This is a genomic window from Pantoea sp. SGAir0430 (assembly GCF_043549295.1).
This window is the reverse complement of sequence record NZ_CP039427.1, coordinates 402363-422338: the sequence shown is the minus strand read 5'-3', so window position 1 is coordinate 422338 and position 19976 is coordinate 402363. Positions and strand designations below refer to the sequence as shown.

The 19976-nt window shown below is 58.3% G+C and carries 17 protein-coding genes; 10 read left to right on the top strand and 7 right to left on the bottom strand.

The genetic code is table 11. The features are described 5' to 3' along the window. Window positions 1-2 precede the first annotated feature (2 nt). From fruA to E7738_RS02060, 4 genes are all read right to left on the bottom strand, one after another. Window positions 3-1700: a PTS fructose transporter subunit IIBC gene (fruA, locus tag E7738_RS02075; protein ID WP_394516045.1), complete on the bottom strand. Its 1698-nt coding sequence runs from the start codon at window positions 1698-1700 to the stop codon at window positions 3-5. A 16-nt stretch (window positions 1701-1716) separates the two neighbouring features. After that, window positions 1717-2655: a 1-phosphofructokinase gene (fruK, locus tag E7738_RS02070; RefSeq protein ID WP_021509266.1), complete on the bottom strand. Its 939-nt coding sequence runs from the start codon at window positions 2653-2655 to the stop codon at window positions 1717-1719. Then, window positions 2652-3782: a fused PTS fructose transporter subunit IIA/HPr protein gene (fruB, locus tag E7738_RS02065; RefSeq protein ID WP_372772209.1), complete on the bottom strand. Its 1131-nt coding sequence runs from the start codon at window positions 3780-3782 to the stop codon at window positions 2652-2654. The genes fruK and fruB overlap by 4 nt, the downstream gene beginning before the upstream one ends. A gap of 277 nt (window positions 3783-4059) precedes the next feature. Then, window positions 4060-4314, bottom strand: a complete 255-nt coding sequence (locus E7738_RS02060) for a YkgJ family cysteine cluster protein (protein WP_058775788.1) — start codon at window positions 4312-4314, stop codon at window positions 4060-4062. A gap of 152 nt (window positions 4315-4466) precedes the next feature. Here E7738_RS02060 and yeiP point away from each other — a divergent pair, with 152 nt between their 5' ends. From yeiP to yejF, 9 genes are all read left to right on the top strand, one after another. After that, window positions 4467-5039 carry an elongation factor P-like protein YeiP gene (yeiP, locus tag E7738_RS02055; protein ID WP_031280049.1) on the top strand — a complete coding sequence of 191 codons (573 nt, stop codon included), beginning with the start codon at window positions 4467-4469 and terminating at the stop codon, window positions 5037-5039. A gap of 99 nt (window positions 5040-5138) precedes the next feature. Further along, entirely contained in the window at window positions 5139-6113 is a 975-nt protein-coding gene (locus E7738_RS02050) for a CobW family GTP-binding protein (protein ID WP_394516044.1), read from the top strand. 45 nt (window positions 6114-6158) lie between these two features. Next, window positions 6159-6866, top strand: coding sequence for a phosphatase PAP2 family protein (locus tag E7738_RS02045; RefSeq protein ID WP_031280048.1), 708 nt, complete (start codon window positions 6159-6161; stop codon window positions 6864-6866). A 514-nt stretch (window positions 6867-7380) separates the two neighbouring features. After that, the gene (gene mepS / locus E7738_RS02040) at window positions 7381-7956 is read left to right on the top strand and encodes a bifunctional murein DD-endopeptidase/murein LD-carboxypeptidase (RefSeq protein ID WP_031280047.1); all 576 of its coding nucleotides are present in this window, start codon (window positions 7381-7383) and stop codon (window positions 7954-7956) included. 227 nt (window positions 7957-8183) lie between these two features. Further along, window positions 8184-9749, top strand: coding sequence for a cyclic di-GMP phosphodiesterase (locus tag E7738_RS02035; RefSeq protein WP_058780320.1), 1566 nt, complete (start codon window positions 8184-8186; stop codon window positions 9747-9749). Window positions 9750-9814: 65 nt separating this feature from the next. Next, the gene (locus E7738_RS02030; protein ID WP_394516043.1) at window positions 9815-11623 is read left to right on the top strand and encodes an extracellular solute-binding protein; all 1809 of its coding nucleotides are present in this window, start codon (window positions 9815-9817) and stop codon (window positions 11621-11623) included. 10 nt (window positions 11624-11633) lie between these two features. Then, the gene (locus E7738_RS02025; RefSeq protein WP_394516042.1) at window positions 11634-12716 is read left to right on the top strand and encodes a microcin C ABC transporter permease YejB; all 1083 of its coding nucleotides are present in this window, start codon (window positions 11634-11636) and stop codon (window positions 12714-12716) included. Further along, window positions 12716-13738, top strand: coding sequence for an ABC transporter permease (locus tag E7738_RS02020; protein WP_394516041.1), 1023 nt, complete (start codon window positions 12716-12718; stop codon window positions 13736-13738). The genes E7738_RS02025 and E7738_RS02020 overlap by 1 nt, the downstream gene beginning before the upstream one ends. Then, window positions 13739-15328 (top strand): microcin C ABC transporter ATP-binding protein YejF, encoded by a 1590-nt coding sequence (gene yejF / locus E7738_RS02015; RefSeq protein WP_394516040.1) that lies wholly within the window; start codon window positions 13739-13741, stop codon window positions 15326-15328. It abuts the gene before it with no gap. On the opposite strand, the gene E7738_RS02010 is transcribed toward yejF, so the two are convergent. From E7738_RS02010 to rsuA, 3 genes are all read right to left on the bottom strand, one after another. Beyond that, on the bottom strand, window positions 15322-15648 hold the full coding sequence (locus E7738_RS02010) for a YejG family protein (protein WP_021509254.1): 327 nt from the start codon (window positions 15646-15648) through the stop codon (window positions 15322-15324). The genes yejF and E7738_RS02010 overlap by 7 nt on opposite strands. A gap of 331 nt (window positions 15649-15979) precedes the next feature. Then, the gene (locus E7738_RS02005) at window positions 15980-17173 is read right to left on the bottom strand and encodes a Bcr/CflA family multidrug efflux MFS transporter (protein WP_021509253.1); all 1194 of its coding nucleotides are present in this window, start codon (window positions 17171-17173) and stop codon (window positions 15980-15982) included. Window positions 17174-17185: 12 nt separating this feature from the next. Further along, window positions 17186-17908: a 16S rRNA pseudouridine(516) synthase RsuA gene (gene rsuA / locus E7738_RS02000; RefSeq protein WP_088517030.1), complete on the bottom strand. Its 723-nt coding sequence runs from the start codon at window positions 17906-17908 to the stop codon at window positions 17186-17188. 225 nt (window positions 17909-18133) lie between these two features. Between rsuA and E7738_RS01995 the strand changes: the two genes are divergently transcribed. After that, entirely contained in the window at window positions 18134-19888 is a 1755-nt protein-coding gene (locus E7738_RS01995; protein ID WP_394516039.1) for a DEAD/DEAH box helicase, read from the top strand. Window positions 19889-19976: the final 88 nt, after the last annotated feature.

Below are 19976 nucleotides of genomic sequence, written 5' to 3'. Positions count from 1 at the left end.
CGTTACGCGGCTTTGGCCAGTTCCTCTTCCGGACGTTTCAGAATCGCATAGCCCAGACCCGCAATCAGCGTACCAATCACAATCGCCAGCAGGTAACCCAGCACCGGCGTAATGGCGCCTGGAATCAGCAGGACGAACAGTCCGCCGTGCGGCGCCATCAGTTTGGCACCCATCGCCATGGAGATAGCCCCGGTCACTGCGCCACCCACGATACAGCATGGCAGCACGCGCATCGGATCACGCGCCGCAAACGGAATGGCACCTTCGGAGATAAAGCACAGGCCGAGTACCAGCGCGGCTTTACCGCCTTCCTGCTGACCTTTATTGAACTTACGACGCGCTACCAGCGTTGCCAGCCCCATCGCCAGCGGTGGCACCATACCGGCCGCCATGATCGCGGCCATCGGCGCGTAGGTTTGCGAACTCAACAGACCGACACCAAACGCGTAAGCCACTTTGTTCACCGGACCGCCCATGTCGGTACACATCATGCCGCCCAGAATCGCGCCCAGCAGGACCGCGTTAGCAGTGCCCATGTTCGCCAGCCAGCTGGTCAGGCCGCTCATGATGCCGGCAACCGGTTTGCCTACCACGTAAATCATCAGCAGGCCGGTAATCAGACTGGCCACCAGCGGAATGATCAGAATCGGCTTCAACGCTTCCATACTTTGCGGCAGCTTCACTTTGCTGCTCAGTAGTTTCGCGGCGTAACCGGCGATGAAACCGGCGATGATGCCGCCAAGGAAACCAGCGTTGATGCTGGTGGCGATCATGCCGCCAATCAGACCCGGCGTCAGACCCGGACGGTCAGCAATCGAGAAGGCGATAAAGCCCGCCAGCACCGGCACCATCAGCGCAAAGGCGCTGCCGCCACCGATCTGCATCAGCGCCGCGGCTAAGGTGCCCTGCTCTTTAAACGCGGTAATCCCAAAGGCGAATGACAGCGCAATGCTCAGACCGCCGGCGACCACCATCGGCAGCATATAAGATACGCCGGTCAGCAGATGCCGATAGGCACCGGCTTTCTCTTTGCTGTCGCTCTGGCTGGCTGCCGCCTGGTTGCCGGAAGGCTGCCAGACTTTGGCTTCCGCCTGCGCTTTATCCAGCTCCTGTGCGGTTTTCTTCAGCGCCAGACTGGTGGAGGTGCGGTACATCGGCTTGCCGGCAAATTTCGCCAGGTCAACGTCGATATCCGCCGCAACGATCACCAGATCGGCCGCCGCCACTTCTTCCGGGGTGATCGGGTTGCCGGCGCCGACTGAGCCGCGGGTTTCCACTTTTACCCACCAGCCGCGCTTGCTGGCTTCCGCCTCAATCGCCTCGGCTGCCATGAAGGTGTGCGCCACGCCGGTCGGACAGGCAGTGACGGCCACAATACGTTTCTGCCCGGTGCTCTGCGCCGGTGCGCTTGCCGCCGGGGTTGCCGCAGCCGGCTGCCACGGTTGCGCCGCATCTTTAGCCAGCGCCAGTGCCGCCTGCGGATCGCGCAGCGCCTGCTGCACATCCACGAGGGCAACGGACTTGCCGGCCAGCTGCGCGTTGTTGGTAACCTGCTGGCCAATCACCAGCACCAGTTCGGCGTCCGCGGCGCTGTCGACCAGTGTCAGTCCCGCCTGCCCTGCCGCCGCCTGCAGACGTTCCGAGGCTAAATGGCCTGATGCCAGGCCGAGTGAAGAATCTTTTATCAGCAGCGTTTTCATTATCGCTCTCCTGCTGTTAGTTAACGGGTTGTAAGTCGACGCGCGCCATCATCGCGGCCAACTGGGTACGATCGGTCACGCCGACGTTGCTCTGGCTGACGGCCATGGCCGCCACCGCCGTCGCCAGACGCAGCGTGTGTTCACTGGATTCCCGCATCAGCAGGCCATAAATCAGGCCGCCAACCATCGAATCTCCGGCGCCTACGGTGCTGACCACTTCACACGCAGGCGGTTTGGCGATCCATTCGCCAGAGGCATTGACCCACAGCGCGCCTTCCGCACCGAGGGAGATCACCACGTGGGCAATGCCCTGCTCGCGCAGCTGGTGCGCGGCGTCAATCACATCCTGCAGCGTCGGCAGCTTGCGTCCAGCCCAGATCTCCAGCTCGCGGCGATTGGGTTTTACCAGCCACGGTGCCGCTTTCAGACCGGCCACCAGCGCTTCACGGCTGCTGTCAAAAATGATGCATGGGCAGTGGGTGCGCAGATCGCTCATCCATTTGGTGAAGGCGTCCGGCGCAACGCCGGCTGGCAGGCTGCCGCTGACACACACCATATCGAACTGGCCCAGCCAGGTCAGCGAGTCGGCGGTGAAGCGGTCCCAGTCCTGGGGCGTGACGTCAAAGCCCGAGAAGTTGAGGTCGGTGACGTCGCCGTCTTTTTCCGTCAGCTTAACGTTAATGCGGGTACGGCCCTGCACCACCTGAAAACGGTTAGCGATACCGAGTTCACTGAACAGCTGCTGAAAGCCGTCCTGATTCTCTTTGCCGAGGAAGCCGCCGACGGTGACGTCGATACCGAGATCTTTCAGCACTTTGGCGACATTGATGCCTTTACCCGCAGCGTGCAGCCCGGTGGTTTTGACCAGGTTAACTTCGCCGCGCTCGATCTCCGGCGTGTAGCCGACCAGATCGTACGCCGGGTTCAGGGTGATAGTGGCAACGCGACGACTCATGCTGCCCCCTCGCCCAGACCGCTATTAATGGCTTCTTCGATAGCGTGCAGTGCCTGCTGCGCATCGTCACCGCTGGCGGTGAAACGCAGACGATGGCCTTTCTTCACGCCGAGCGCGACCACCTTCATCAGGCTGCGCCCGTTAGCCGGCTTACCGCTGCCGTCGAGATTGGTGACGGTGATATCGCTGTTGAACTGCTTGATCACACTCACCAGCGCGGTGCCCGGACGCGCATGCAGACCGTGCTCGTTGCGGATGGTGAATTCCGCGGTTAAGACGTCCGCAGCTTCATCCACTTCGCTGGTCAGCAGCGCGAGAATGCCTGCCGCGTCCGCCTTCAGCAGGCGTTCAGCCTGCTTGTTCAGCAGCAGATTGCTGAGGTAGCCCAGCACCTCAAGCGGGCGCTGATCGGTGGCGGCGACCGTCAGCAGCAGCGCTACCGGTTCGCCCTGATGCGTCAGCGGCGTCGCGCTGCGGCTCACTGCCACCGCGCTGTTGAGGTTGCCGTGCGTACTGTCGCTCAGCCAGATGCCCTGACCGAGGCTGAGCGGTGCGTGCGAGACAACGTCCGCGACAAAGCTGGCGTCGACGGCACCGGCCGCCTGCAGACGACCAGCGTTCAGCGCCTGCAGCGTCATCAGATCGCTGGCGGCCACGTCGGTGGTGATCAGCGACGTATCGAACTGGAATTCAGCGGCCTGCTTTTCACCCATCAGCAGCGCGCGCAGCTCTTCAGCAGAGGCAGATTTCAGCTGCTCCGCGATGCTGTCATCGCTTAATACGTGAGTCAGCTGGCGCAGCAGCGCGAGGTGCTCGTCAGATTTAGCGGCAATGCCGATGGCAACGTACGCCGTCTGGCCATCACCCCAGTCCACGCCCTGCGGAAACTGATAAACCTGCACGCCGGTTTTCAGCACCAGATCGCGGGTATCGGTGGTGCCGTGCGGAATGGCGATGCCGTTGCCGAGAAAGGTGGTGGTTTGCTGTTCGCGCGCCAGCATGCCGTCGACGTAGCCTTCGGCCACATTTCCGGCCGCGGTAAGCGCAGCGGCAACCTGACGAATGGCCTGTTCTTTATCGGACGCGCTGGCGCCGGTGTGAATGGCCTGAACTTCGAGCTGGAACATATTTCTCCTCGCTTGCTGAAAGTGAATCGTTTCAGCCTGATGGCGAAAAAATACGCTGTGCGACACGGACTTAGCCGGGAGGACAACGCTGAAACGTTTCAGGGAATATGGTACAGCACCCGATTACAGGCAAGAAAATGCGCAATCGGCGTAGCAGATTTTTGATGCTCCGCACACTTCGCGGCGGATTTAGGATTTTTCACAGCGGGCGCGCTGACGCGTTGCTGTAACGCGGCACCTGCGACGAGCGTGCTGTTCAGCTCGCGTCAGCTTAAACTCAGGGCGCGGTATCGGCTTCCAGCTGCAACAGGTAGATCATGGCGTCGGCGCGGCTGCTGCCGCACATCTCCGCCTGTGGCTGTAAACCGGCACACACCGCCGGACGCAGCGGCGAGCCAAAGATTTTGCAGCGCTGCTGTTCGTCGAGCTGAACGCAACGGGTATTGGCCGGTTTGCCGTCAGGCATACCGGGAATGGGGGAAGAGATGGAGGGGGCTGTGCAGCAGGCACCGCACTGGTCTCGACATAACATCATGCGCTCCTGCAAAGATTAGCGGCCGACAATAGCAGTCTGCACCGCGGAATTCCATGCGCGACCAACAATTTTCACCGGCCTCACTTGCCTGTTTTTCACCGCGCGAGTAAGTTGGCGCGCATCTACCTGGTTATAGCGAGTCAAGCATTATGCCAAAGGCAAACGAAATCAAAAAAGGAATGGCCGTCACCTGGAACGGTAAACTGTTGCTGGTGAAGGATATCGATGTCCAGAGCCCAAGCGCGCGCGGTGCCGCCACGCTGTACAAGATGCGTTTCACCGATGTGCGCACCGGCCTGAAAGTTGAAGAGCGCTTCAAGGGCGACGACATTATTGATGCCATCCAGCTCAGCCGCCGCGCGGTGACCTTCTCATACATCGACGGCGACGAATACGTGTTTATGGATGACGAAGATTACACGCCGTACAGCTTTAAAAAAGATCAGATCGAAGAAGAGCTGCTGTTTATTCCGGAAGGCGGCATTCCCGGTATCCAGGTGCTTACCATGGATGGTCAGGTGCTGGCGCTGGAACTGCCGCAGACGGTAGACATGGAGATCGTTGATACCTCACCTGGCATCAAAGGGGCATCCGCCAGCGCGCGCACCAAACCGGCGGGCATGAGCACCGGGCTGTCGATTCAGGTGCCGGAGTACCTGAGCAATGGCGATCGCATCCGTATCCATATTGCCGAGCGTCGTTATATGGGACGCGCCGATTAAGCGCACGATTTTCTCCGGCGGCGGTTGATTGTTATAGTATAACAACAGCCTGCGCGCCGGATGCGGTTGTCCGGCGCGGCTATTTTAACGGAGTAAATTATGACGCGCGTGAACCTGATTACCGGTTTTCTCGGTAGCGGTAAAACCACCACCCTGTTACATCTGCTGGCGCACAAACCGGCCAATGAGAAGTGGGCCATTCTGGTCAACGAGTTTGGCGAGATCGGCATTGACGGCGCCCTGCTCGCCGACCGCGGCGCCACGCTGAAAGAGATCCCCGGCGGCTGCATGTGCTGTGTTAACGGCCTGCCGCTGCAGGTCGGGCTGAATATGCTGCTGAAGCAGACTCAGCCCGACCGCCTGATTATCGAACCCACCGGCCTTGGCCATCCCAAACAGTTACTGAATATGCTGCGCGCAGCGGTCTATCAGCCGTGGATCCGCGTGGACGCCACGCTGACGCTGCTCGATCCGCGTCAGTTAGCCGATACGCGCGTCACGGAGAATGAAAACTTTTGCGACCAGCTGATCGCCGCAGACATCATCATCGCCAACAAAAGCGACAAGTGGGATGCGGAAGATCGTCAGCGGCTGGCGAGCTGGCAGCAGCAGCATTTGGGCGACCGTCAACTGGTGGAAGCCAGCTGGGGCAACATTGATCCGGCGTTGCTGAGTCAGCCGGCATTGGCGGATCGTGCGGTACCCGATGCCGCGCATCATCATCATTCGCCACGCCCGCAGGGGCTGGCGGCGCTGAAACTGGAAGGTGAAGCGCGCTGGCGTCGTGCGTTAAATGAAGGTCAGGGCTATGCTTCCTGTGGCTGGATTTTCGATGGTGACACGGTGTTCGATACTATTCCGGCTTTAGAGTGGGCGCGGCTTGCGCCGGTGGATCGCGTGAAAGGCGTGCTGCGTACCGCTGACGGTCTGGTCAGCATTAACCGTCAGGGTGAAGACCTGTTCATCGAAACGCGCCCGGTCACGCCGCCGGATAGCCGTATCGAATTGATCCACCATCAGGCCACCGACTGGAACGCCTTGCAGACTGCCCTGTTGAAGATTCGTTTAAATTAGCTGCGGTAGGTTTGCCCGTTATTTTTTTCCTTTTGAGTTACTTTTATGCGCACTTCTCGTTTGATTACCATCCTGCTGCTGAATGCGCTGGGTGTGATGCTATTTATGTCGTGGTATCTGCCGCCGGAGCACGGGTTCTGGTTCGCTCTCGACAAAGGCATCTTTTTTGGCTTTAACGACCAGATGGTCGACCATCACGGCTTTGCGCTGCTGGTGGCGATCACCAATTTCCGCGGTTTTGATGCGGTGTCGCTGCTGGCGATGGGCCTGCTCTATCTGTGGTTCTGGCGCCGCGAAACGCCGCAGGGCCGACGTCGTATGCTGGCGATTGGTATCACCATGCTGCTGACGGCGGTGATTCTTAACCAGCTGGGCCATCTGCTGCCGGTTAAGCATGCCAGCCCGACGCTGTTCTTTGATAACGTGCATCGCGTCAGCGAACTGACCGGCATTCCGGCAAAAGATGCGTCCCGAGACAGCTTCCCCGGCGACCACGGCATGATGCTGATTATCTTCGCCTGCTTTATGTGGCGCTATTTCGGCTTCCGCGCCTTCCTGATGGGCCTGCTGATTGTGGTGCTCTTTTCCCTGCCGCGCGTAATGGCAGGCGCACACTGGTTTACCGATATCGCGGTCGGTTCGCTGTCGGTGGTGCTGGTGGGCCTGAGCTGGTGGTTATTAACACCGGCCAGCGACAAACTGGTGAACTGGCTCTATCGTTCGCTGCCCGGAAAATATAAACCCCAGGCGTAATTGTTTAGCGCGGGCGATTATTTCTTGTTTTTAAGATCGCCTGCGCTTATTTAATCCTGCAATAAATTATTAGCGGACTAAGCGTTTTCTGATAAAAGAAAAACCTATGCGTCAAATCGTCTGACAATGGCGTTATTCCTGGCCTGTCCAGTCAGAACCCTCTTAAAATCTCCCTGAGCGCCAGAATTAGCCGCTGTTCCTGCCGTTAATTGACGCTTAAATCGCTACCAGTTGTTGATAAAGTAACCGTTGTGTTACAGATTGATTTCACATCAAAAAAACCTATAAAAATTTATATAAAAGCACTCGCCACGCGGTCTGTAATCGGTTAACCTCAACTCCGATTACTACCGTGCAGCATAAAATTCGGTACCTTAAGCAACAAAAATGTGTGCATTAACACATTTTAGTAATTAAGGAATTGTCTTAGAGGGTCGCACTTATTAATCTCAACCCGTTTTGTCATCTGGCTGGCGACATTCTGTCGTAAGGACATCGAAGGAAAACACGTACAATGGTCAAGTCTCAACCAATTCTGAGATACCTCAGGCGGATTATTCCCGCAGTAGCATTAGCAACCCTCTTATCGGCATGTAGCAGTACCCATAACGGTCAGAACGCGAATAACGAGAATCATGAAGTTAACAACCAGAATGGTTTTTTACTTCAGGCGTCTCAGGACGAATTTGAACAAATGGTGCAGAACGTGGACGTTAAGTCCCGCATCATGGAGCAGTACAGTGACTGGAAAGGTGTGCGTTATCGCTTAGGCGGCGACACCAAACGTGGCATTGACTGTTCTGCTTTTGTTCAGCGCACCTTTCGCGAACAGTTTGGTTTAGAGCTGCCGCGTTCCACATCGGAACAGCAGGACAGCGGTAAAGAGATTTCACGCAGTAAACTGCGTCCGGGTGATTTAGTGCTGTTCCGCGCCGGCTCCACCGGTCGTCATGTCGGCATCTATCTCGGCAACGACAATTTTGTACACGCGTCTACCAGCAGCGGCGTGATGATTTCCAGCCTTAACGACAGTTACTGGAAAAACCGCTACCGCGAAGCGCGTCGGGTACTGGCAAAAAATCCCAGTTAATCCCCTTCCTTCCTGATGTTCTCAGCCAGAGAATCTGAAAACGCTGCCCCGGCAGCGTTTTTTTTCGTCTGCGGTTGCTTAAGCCAAATCCATGACGGAAAAAGTAATTGTGAATCAAAAATATAACGAGACTTTTCGCGCAGCCTCGTTATATTCTCGTTGCCTTGAACCAGCACAGTTGTATGCGTTTTTATAATAAAAAGGGCAAGATCAGGGGAACCAACTCCATGCCACTGTCGGGGACGTTAAATCGTCATGCCAGCTACTCGCGGCGCATCGCCTGGAGTAGCGTAATTATTGGGGTCGCGTTTTTTATCCTGTTTGTCACCGTCCTGCTCACGCTGACCTGGCAAAAACGCGTCCAGCAACACCAGCAGCTGCTGGCTCACAGCCGTGACGATCTGCAACAGGTGATGTCAACCCTGGTCGAGAGCCTTTATCCACTGCAGCAATACACTCAACTCAGCTGCAACAGCGTCAACCGTGAGCTGACCTCTCGCGCCGCCTTTGCCGGCAACATTCGCGCAATATTACTGGTACGCGACGGCAACGCTTACTGCTCCTCGGCCACCGGCGCATTTCTGCTGGCCGCCAGCGCCATTTCACCCGATTCAGAGCTGGAGCGCGACCGTGACGTCCGCCTGCTGCCCGGCACGCCGCTGCAGCCTGCCAAGCCAGCGCTGGCGCTGTGGCTGAAAAGTCCGGGAGCGAACGAAACCGGCATCCTCGCCACCATGAACCTCAGCATGACGCCTTACCAGCTGCTGGCCTCTTACCATCCCGAAATCACGCGCATGGCGCTGGTGGCAGGCGACAGCGCACTGCTCAGCGGCACCAGCCAGGTAGTGCGCAGCCGCGATCTGCCGCCTGCTCTTACCGACCTGACGCTTGATGACGGCAGCATGCGCTTTGTGCTTTACGGCAGCACGCTGGCCTCACGCGATTACACGCTGGCGTTGCTGACCGGCCTGCTGCTGGCGCTGCTGGTTGCCGCAATCAGCTGGCTGCTGCTGTCGCTGCATCAGCGACCGGGACGTGAAATCCTGCTCGGCATCCGGCGCGGTCAGTTTCACGTTGAGTATCAGCCGCTGGTAACGGCACACAACGGCAAACCCTATGGCGTTGAAGCGCTGCTGCGCTGGACTCACCCGGTTGAAGGCATGATCCCGCCCGATGTATTTATCAGCCACGCCGAAGCGCAAAACCTGATTATTCCTCTGACCCAACATCTGTTCAGCCTGGTAGCGCGCGACGCGCGTTTTCTCTGTCAGCAACTGCCGCGCGGCACCCGTCTCAGTCTGAATATGTCTCCGCAGCATCTGGCATCGGCCAGTTTTCGCCGCGACGTGCAAGCGTGGATCGCCAGTATGCCCGCCGATCATTTTAACTATGTATTTGAAATCACCGAGCGCACCATGGTGCGGGAGAAAAACGCCGGCGAAATCTTCGCCTGGCTGCATGAACACAATTTCAAGATTGCCATCGATGATTTCGGCACTGGCCATAGCGCGCTGATCTACCTGGAAAAATATCCGTTCGACTACCTGAAAATCGATCGCGGCTTTGTGCAGAGTATCGGCACCGAAACCGTAACCTCGCCGGTGCTTGACACCGTGTTGCTGCTGGCAAAAAAACTCAACCTGAAAACCGTGGCGGAAGGGGTGGAAACTGGCGACCAGGCGGCCTGGCTGGTTAACCGGGGCGTCACGCATCTGCAGGGGTATCTGTTTAGCCGCCCGCTGCGCCCGGAAAAGCTGATTAGCTACTATCAGAACCAGGCCAGTTTGGGTTAACGTCACGTACCGCGCATGAAACTGCTACCATACAGTGCGGATTACCACAGGAGAGCGCCCCACTTATGCTGCTTCGTCTTGCCACAGCACTACTGATGTGCAGCGCCATTGCGCCGGTGCACGCGGTTACTATTCATGAAAGCTATGCCTTTGCGAAGCTGGGCGAACCGAAATACGCGGTCAACTTCAGCCATTATGATTACGCCAATCCGGCGGCGCCAAAAGGCGGCAAGATCACCCTCGCCGTGGTAGGCACTTACGACAACTTCAACCGCTATGCGTCGCGCGGCAATCCCGGTATCGGCACTGACACGCTGTACGACGGCCTGTTTACCACCTCAGACGATGAGCCCGGCAGCTACTATCCGCTGATCGCCGAATCAGCACGCTATCCCAGCGATTATCACTGGATGGAGGTGTCAATCAATCCGCACGCGCAGTTTCAGGACGGTACGCCGATCACCGCGCAGGATGTCGCCTTCACCTTCAGCAAATTCATGACCGAAGGCGTGCCGCAGTTTCGCGTGGCGTTTCGTGGCGTGCAGGTGAAAGCGCTGAACCGGCTGACGGTGCGCATTGAGATGCCCAAACCAGATAAAGACCTGGTGCTGAGCTGGATCACGCTGCCGGTACTGCCGGAAAAATTCTGGCAGAACAAAAAATTCAATGAGCCGATTGGCTATCCGCCGCTCGCCAGCGGGCCTTACCGCGTCACCTCGTACAAATCCGGCCAGTTCATCCAGTATGGCCGGGTGAAGAACTACTGGGCGGCCGATCTGCCGGTGAACCGCGGTCGCTTTAATTTTGATACCCTGCGCTACGACTACTATCTCGATGACAACGTGGCTTTTGAAGCGTTTAAGGCCGGTGCCTATGACCTGCGCGAGGAGAGTTCGGCGAAGAAATGGGCCACACAATATCGCGGGCGCAATTTCACCAGCCACGCCATTGTGAAAGCCACCACGCCGAATGACGTCGCCACCGACACGCGCTGGCTGGCGTTCAATAACGAGAAAGCATTGTTTGCCGACCGCCGCGTGCGCGAGGCGCTGACGCTGGCGTTTGATTTTGAGTGGATGAACAAAGCGCTGTTCTACGGCGCTTACAAGCGAACCGACAGCTACTTCCAGAACACCGCTTACGCCGCCAAAGGCTATCCTGACGCCGATCAGCTGGTTCTGCTCGCGCCCTACAAGGCGCAGCTGCCTGCCGAAGTCTTTAACAACGCCTACGCGCCGCCGCACTCTGACGGCAGCGGCTTTGACCGCAACAATTTGCTGCGGGCGATGGCGCTGCTGAAGCAGGCCGGCTGGCAGATCAAAAATCAGCAGCTGGTGAACGTGAAAACCGGCCAGCCGTTTCAGTTTGAACTGTTGCTGCGCAGCGGTTCTCTGAACGACTGGGCGCTGCCGTTCCAGCACAGCCTGGCACGGCTTGGCATTACGATGACGCTACGCCAGGTGGACAGTTCGCAATATCTGCGCCGGCTGCGCGAAGGCGATTACGACATGATTCCGTCGCTTTATCAGGCGATGCCGTGGCCCTCCACCAGCCTGCAGTATGTCTGGCAGTCGGATTACATCAGCTCCTCGTGGAACACCGCGCGGGTAAAAGATCCGCTGGTCGACCATTTCGTGCAGCAGATCGTGGCGCATCAGGGCGATGAAAAAGCGCTGCTGCCGCTCGGTCAGGCGCTGGATCGCCTGCTGCTGTGGAACGCCTACATGATTCCGATGTGGTACAACGCCGAGCAGCGGCTGGCCTGGTGGGACAAGTTTTCCCATCCGCAGATAAAACCGGCGTTTGCCACCGGGCTGGAAAACTGGTGGTACGATGTGAATAAAGCCGGTCGTTTACCGGCCGATCGACGCTGAGGAGAGCGGTTTGGGTGCTTATTTCCTGCGCAGGCTGTTGCTGATTATTCCCACGCTGTGGGCCATCATCACCCTGAATTTCTTTATCGTACAGATTGCGCCGGGCGGTCCGGTCGATCAGGCGCTGGCCAACATCCAGTTTGGTCATAGTACCGGTCTGCCTGGCAGCGGCGGCAGTGATAGCGGTGCGCTGGTGCGCGACAATCCCGGCGACAGCCAGTACCGCGGCGCGCGCGGGCTGGATCCGGAAGTGGTGGCAGAAATAACTCATCGCTACGGCTTCGATAAGCCACTGCTGCAGCGCTATGGCGAAATGCTGTGGAATTACCTGCGTTTTGACTTTGGCGACAGCCTGTTTCGTAACGCCTCGGTGCTGCAGCTGATTAAAGAGAGCCTGCCGGTGTCGATCAGCCTCGGGTTGTGGAGCACGCTGATCATCTATCTGGTGTCGATTCCGCTGGGCATCAAAAAAGCGGTGCGCAACGGCAGTGCGTTTGATATCTGGAGCAGCATCTTTATTATCATCGGCTACTCTATTCCGGCGTTTTTGTTTGCCATCATGCTGATTGTGCTGTTTGCCGGCGGCAGCTATCTCGACTGGTTTCCGCTCCGCGGCCTCACTTCGCCGCAGTTTGACACGCTGCCGTGGTACAGCAAAATCAGCGATTACCTGTGGCATATCACCCTGCCGGTGCTGGCTACGGTAATTGGCGGCTTTGCCACCCTGACCATGCTGACGAAAAATTCGTTCCTTGATGAGGTGCGCAAACAGTACGTCGTCACGGCGCGCGCCAAGGGTCTGGATGAGAAGCGCATCCTGTACGGCCACGTGTTTCGCAACGCCATGCTGCTGGTGATCGCCGGGTTTCCCGCCACCTTTATCAGTATGTTTTTCACCAGCTCGGTGCTGATTGAGGTGATGTTCTCACTTAACGGCATGGGGCTGCTCGGCTATGATGCCACCATTCAGCGCGACTATCCGGTGATGTTCGGCACGCTGTATATCTTTACGCTGATTGGCCTGCTGATGAATATTCTCAGCGATCTGACCTATACGCTGGTCGATCCACGCATTGATTTTGAGGGCCGCTGATGCGTTTATCTCCCGTTAACCAGCAGCGCTGGCAGCGCTTTCGTCACAACCGGCGCGGCTACTGGTCGCTGTGGCTGTTTCTGCTCATCTTTATGCTGTCGCTGGGCGCGGAATTATTAGCCAATGACAAACCGTTGCTGGTGCACTATCAGCAGCGCTGGTACGCACCGCTGCTGTTTAATTACAGCGAGAGCGATTTTGGCGGCCAGTTTGCCACGGCGGCGGATTATCAGGATCCGTGGCTGAAACAACGTATTGATCAGCAGGGCTGGGCGCTATGGGATCCCATCCGCTTCAGCGACAGCACCATTCATTTCGCCACCGACGTGCCCTTCCCGTCACCGCCGTCCGCGCAAAACTGGCTGGGTACCGATGCTAACGGTGGCGATGTACTGGCGCGTCTGCTGTACGGCACGCGCATCTCGCTGCTGTTCGGTTTGCTGTTAACGCTGTTCTCCAGCGTGATTGGCATTGTGGTGGGTGCCCTGCAGGGCTACTTTGGCGGCCGCGTTGACCTGATCGGCCAGCGATTGATTGAAGTGTGGTCCGGCATGCCGACGCTGTTCATGCTGATTCTGCTCTCCAGCGTGATTCAGCCCAATTTCTGGTGGCTGTTACTGCTGACGGTGATTTTCGGCTGGATGAGCCTGGTGAGCGTCGTGCGCGCTGAGTTCCTGCGTACGCGTAACTTTGACTATATCCGCGCCGCACGCGCGCTGGGCGTGAGCGATAGCCGCATCATGCTGCGCCACATGTTGCCCAACGCCATGGTTGCCACGCTCACCTTTCTGCCGTTTATCCTGTGCGGTTCGATCACTACGTTAACCTCGCTGGATTTTCTCGGCTTCGGCCTGCCGGTGGGCTCGCCGTCGCTGGGCGAACTGCTGCTGCAGGGAAAAAACAATTTACAGGCACCGTGGCTTGGCCTTTCCGGCTTCTTCGCCCTCGCCCTGCTGCTGTCGCTGCTGATTTTTATCGGCGAAGCGGTACGCGATGCCTTTGATCCGAGCCGGGGGCGCTAAATGAGTTTGTTAACGGTGAATCATCTGGCGGTGGCGTTCGGGCCGCGCCGCGTGGTGGAAGATATCTCGCTGCGCATCGACGCCGGCGAAACGCTGGCGCTGGTGGGCGAATCGGGATCGGGCAAGAGCGTGACGGCGCTGTCGATTATGCGTCTGCTGCCGCAGCCGCCGGTGAGTTATCCGCAGGGCGAGATCCTGTTTGACGGGCGCGATGTGTTACAGGCCAGCGAACGTGAGATGCGCGGGCTGCGCGGCAACCAGATGGCGATGATTTTTCAGGAGCCGATGGTGTCACTCAATCCGCTGCACAGCGTGGAAAAGCAGCTGTATGAAGTGCTGTCGCTGCACCGTGGCATGCGGCGTGAAGCGGCGCGCGCTGAAATTCTCAGCTGCCTCGATCGCGTAGGCATTCGCCAGGCCGCGACGCGCCTGCAGGATTTTCCGCACCAGCTGTCCGGCGGCGAGCGCCAGCGCGTGATGATCGCCATGGCCTTGCTGACGCAGCCCAAACTGCTGATTGCCGATGAGCCCACCACGGCGCTGGATGTCACGGTACAGGCACAGATTTTACAGCTGCTGCGCGAACTGCAGCGCGAACTGAACATGGGCATGCTGTTCATTACCCATAACCTGAACATTGTGCGTCAGCTGGCCCACAGCGTGACGGTGATGCGCAACGGGCGCGAGGTGGAACACAACCGCTGTGACGCACTGTTTCGCCAGCCACAGCAGCCTTATACCCGTGAGCTGCTGGCCGCCGAGCCGGACGGCGCACCGGTGCCGCTGAACGACGCGCCGCCGCTGTTGCAGGTGAATAATTTGCAGGTGGGTTTCCCGATTCGCCGTGGACTGCTGAAGCGCACCGTGGCGGAAAAAACCGCGCTACACAATCTCAGTTTTACCCTGCGGCGCGGCGAAAGCCTCGGGTTAGTCGGCGAATCCGGGTCAGGCAAAAGCACCACCGGCCTGACGCTGCTGCGCCTGATTGCTGCGCGCGGCGAGATCTGGTTCGACGGCCAGCCGCTGCATCGGCTGAGCGCGAAGCAGCTACTGCCGCTGCGCCAGCGCATTCAGGTGGTGTTTCAGGATCCCAACTCTTCACTCAATCCGCGCATGACGGTACAGCAGGTGATTGCCGAAGGGCTGGCGGTGCACCAGCCGCAGCTCAGCGCTGCCGAACAGGAAGCCAGAGTCATTGCGGTGATGGAAGAGGTTGGCCTGGAGGCAGCGAGCCGCAGCCGCTACCCGGCGGAATTCTCTGGCGGTCAGCGCCAGCGCATCGCCATTGCCCGCGCGCTGATCCTGCAGCCGCAGCTGATCGTGCTGGATGAACCCACCTCGTCGCTGGACCGCTCGGTGCAAAAGCAGATCCTCACCCTGCTGCGCCGTTTACAGCAGCAGCATCAACTGGCGTATCTGTTTATCAGTCACGATTTGCAGGTGGTGCGCGCGCTGTGTCATCAGTTGGTGGTGTTGCGCCAGGGTGAAGTGGTGGAACAGGGTGAATGCGAAGCGCTGTTCAACGCGCCCGCAGCAGAGTATACGCGTCAGCTGCTGGCCTCCGCGCAGGGCGAGATCGGGCCTCAGTGACCGTCAAAGGTTTCGGCGATCGCCACGCCCTGATTTTTCAGACAGCAGTTAGTGGCGCTCTCGTCGCCGCGCTGAATCAGTAAACACGGCTGCCCTTCACATTCGGCAATTTTGCACTCGACCTGAATCTGCGCCAGCGTTTCCTGTAGCTGCTGCAGGATCTCCAGCGCAGGATGGCCATCATGGCTCAGCAGGCGCAGCGCGACCAGATCCCCGTCATGCGCGCCGTTCGCTGCTTCCTGGCGTTCAATGGCGCCGGCATGTTCCAGCGACCAGCGGTATAGTTGTGGTAAACGATGCACAACCGAGAGTTGCAGCATAGTGTTTCGGTTCCCAGAGACAGTAACGTTATTCACAACGGACGGCTTCATCGCGGTGAATCCCCACCTGGCAAGCTCAGCATACGGACGTCAAGGATAGCCTTCTCGTTTTAAGCACAAAGCGTGATGCAACTTTATTATTTGCGAGCTTTCTCGCATTTATGCCTATGTTTACCGCGTTACGCGGCGCTTAACAATCATTTTAGACGCAATGCCGTTACTTTTTTATCAATTAATTTTCACAATATGGAAACATTAAGCAGAGCGAGAGCGCGGAGAGGGGCAAATCAGTAGGTGAAATAACAGCGGGCTAAGGATCGACCCGCCGCCATCACGCGGTGTGGCGCGGACGGGCGGCGTAGCTGAACAGTACGATTGAGACGGTAGCGCACAGCGCGATGGTGGCGACCATCGGCCAGGCGCTGTTGACGCTGACCAGCGACAGTAGCGCGCCAACCAGCGCACCGACGCCAAAGCGCAGCGTACCGGCCAGCGAGGATGCGGTGCCGGCCATATGGGGAAATTCGTCAAGGATCACCGCCATCGCATTGGAGGAGACGGTCGATACGCAGCCAATAAACATTGCCACGCCAAACACCAGCGGCAGGAAACCGAGGTTAAGCGCGCTGACAATCAGCAGCCAGATGCCCATGGCAAACTGAATCAGCAGACCGAGGCGGAACATCGCCAGCGGTCCGAAACGGCGCACCGCGCGGCTGTTAATCAGCGTCATGACAAACAGAAACACCACGTTGAGGCCAAAGTAGTAGCCGAAATTCTGCGGCGACACATGGTTCACTTCAATGTAAACAAACGGCCCGGCGTTAAGAAAGGTAAACAGCCCGGCAAACGAGAAGCCGCTTGCCAGCATATAGCTGAAGGCGCGTTTGTGCCGCACCAGCGCGACAAAATTGCTCAGCGTGGTGCGCAGGTGAAAACGCTGCCGCTGCTCGGGCTTAAGCGTTTCGCGGATCTGCGTTACCACCAGCACGGTGGTAATCAGTGCGGCCAATGCCAGCGTCCAGAAGATGGCGTGCCAGTTCCACAGCAGCAGCAGCCAGCCGCCGATGATCGGGGCCAGCAGCGGCGCAATGGTGGTGATCAGCATGACAAACGACATCATGCGCGAGAAATCTTCTTTCGAATAACTGTCGCGCATCAGGGCGTTAATCACCACGCTGGCCGCGGCGGCGGAGAGCCCGTGCAGGAAACGCATCAGAATCAGCTGGTCAATGGATTGCGACAGCGCACAGGCTGCCGCCGCGCAGGCGAAAATCAGCGTGCCAAGCACAATCACCGGTTTACGTCCGTAGCTGTCGGCCAGCGGGCCATACACCAGCTGACCAATGGCGAAGCCGAGGATGTAGAGATTCAGCGTCATCTGTACGCTGCCGGCCGACACCGCGAATTCACGGGCGATTTGCGGCATTGCCGGCAGATACATATCAATGGAGAGCGGCATCAGCATCGCCAGCAATCCCAGAATCACCACTAATCCCACCGGTGAATTTTTTTCCTTACGCACCACTGTCTCCCGCTATTTGCGCTGTTTCAGTTCGTCCGGCAGGCCGATGCTGTTGATTTCCGCCTCGGTCAGTTCACGGTATTCGCCTTCACCGAGCTCGTCATCCAGCACAATCTCACCGATGCTTTCGCGATGCAGCGCCGTGACGTGGTTGCCCATCGCCGCAAACATACGTTTCACCTGGTGATAGCGCCCTTCACTGAGGGTGAGGCGCGCGGCTTTCTCATCGAGGATTTCCAGCTGCGCCGGTTTGGTCAGATCTTTCTCGTTGTGCAGCTGAATGCCGGCAGCAAATTTTTCGATCAGCCCCGCATCAAGCGGCTGCTCCAGTTCCACCAGGTAGGTTTTCTCCAGGTGATGGCGCGGAGAGGTAATGCGATGCGACCACTGACCATCATCGGTCAGCAGCACCAGCCCGGTGGTATCAATATCCAGCCGCCCTGCCGCGTGCAGTTTGAACGCCGCCGGCTCCTCAATGAAATAGAGAATGGTGGGATGATCCGGATCGTCGGTGGAGCAGACATAGCCCTGCGGTTTATTCAGCATGAAATAGCGCGGGCCCTGCTGCACCGTCAGCGGATTGCCGTCGTACTCTACGGCATCGTCCGGCAGGACTTTATACGCGGTGTCGCGCACCACTTCGCCATTGATGGTGATCTTTCTGCCACGTATTTCACGGCCGGCGATGGCACGGCTAACTTCCAGTTGCTGAGATATGAATTTGTCGAGTCGCATGAATTCGCTTTTTTGCCTGTTACTGCGGAGGGGAACTGAAACGGCGTTTGCCCGGTAAATCATTTACAGCGTAGCGCGGCGGCCACGGCATAATTGAGCGCAGGGTTAACCGTTGAAAAAGTGTGGGCAGTATAGCCTGAACCTTCGCCTGCTAATAGTGCCGATCCTGCGTTTCAGCCACTTTCATGGCATAATGCGCGTCCGTTCCAGAAAAAGCCGGTTCCCATGTCGTTTACCCTGCGCCCCTATCAGCAAGAAGCCGTTGATGCCACCGTTGCCCATTTTCGCCGCCACGCCACGCCAGCGGTGATTGTGCTGCCGACCGGCGCCGGCAAAAGCCTGGTGATCGCCGAACTGGCGCGGCTGGCGCGCGGTCGCGTGCTGGTGCTGGCTCACGTCAAAGAACTGGTGGAGCAGAACCACAGTAAATATCAGGCGTATGGCCTGCAGGCGGACATCTTCGCCGCGGGCCTGCAGCGCAAGCAGAGCGACGGTAAAGTGGTATTCGGCAGCGTGCAATCGGTGGCGCGCAATCTGGCCAGTTTTGACAGCGCCTTTTCGCTGGTGATCGTCGATGAGTGCCATCGCATCAGCGACAACGAGGAGAGCCAGTATCAGCAGCTGTTTGCCCATCTGCGCCAGTACAATCCGCAGCTGCGTCTGCTGGGGCTGACCGCCACGCCATTCCGCCTGGGCAAAGGCTGGATTTACCAGTACCACTATCACGGCATGGTGCGCGGCGATGATAATGCGCTGTTCCGCGACTGCATCTACGAATTGCCGCTGCGCTATATGATCAAACATGGCTTTCTGGTGCCACCTGAGCGGCTGGATATGCCGGTGGTGCAGTACGATTTCAGTCGGCTGATCCCGCAGAATAATGGCCTGTTCAGTGAGGCCGATCTTAACCGTGAACTGAAACAGCAGCAGCGCGTCACGCCGCAGATCATGCGACAGATCATCGAGTTCGCTGAGACGCGCCGCGGCGTGATGGTGTTTGCCGCAACCGTTGAACACGCGCGGGAAATTCTCAGCCTGCTGCCGGAAAACAGTGCGCTGGTGTCGGCGGAAACCCCGGTGAAAGAGCGTGACCGGCTGATTCAGCAGTTCAAAGCGCAGCAGCTTAAGTTTCTGGTTAACGTAGCGGTGCTGACCACCGGCTTCGACGCGCCGCACGTCGATTTGATCGCCATTCTGCGCCCGACCGAATCGGTCAGCCTGTATCAGCAAATTGTCGGTCGCGGGTTGCGGCTGGCACCGGGCAAAACCGACTGCCTGATCCTTGATTACGCCGGAAACCCGCACGATCTCTTTACGCCCGAAGTCGGCGCACCGAAAGGTGCCAGCGATAACCAGCCGGTGCAGGTGTTTTGTCCGGCCTGCGGCTTTGCGAATACCTTCTGGGGCAAGGCGACCGAAGATGGCCACGTCATCGAGCACTTTGGCCGCCGCTGTCAGGGCGTGATCGACGATGACGAGGGCAATCGCGCGCAGTGCGACTACCGTTTCCGCTTTAAAAGCTGCCCGGACTGCGGTGCAGAAAATGATATCGCCGCACGCCGCTGCCAGCAGTGCGACAAGGTGCTGGTCGACCCCGATGATATGCTGAAAGCGGCGCTGAAGCTGAAAGACGCGCGCGTACTGCGCTGCAGTGGTATGACGCTGGCGCACGGACGCGATGATAAAGGCGAGTGGCTGCAAGCCACCTATTTTGATGAGGATGGCACCAGCGTCAGCGAGCGCTTTCGCCTGCGCACCCCGGCGCAGCGCACCGCCTTTGAGCAGCTGTTTATGCGGCCACATCAGCGTGCGCCCGGCGTGGAGCTCGGTTGGCAGACCGCCGCCGATGTGGTGGCGCTGCAGCCGCTGCTGCGCCATCCCGATTTTGTGGTGGCGCGCGCCAAAGGCCACTTCTGGCAGGTGCGGGAAAAAATGTTCGATTATCAGGGACGCTATCGCCGCGCCAACGAGCTGCGCTAAGCGGCGGAATCATTTGCCCCGCTGTGGCAATCCGGCTATAATGCCGCCCGCTTTTGCATCCGTAAAAGCGTATTGAATAACCGTCCTG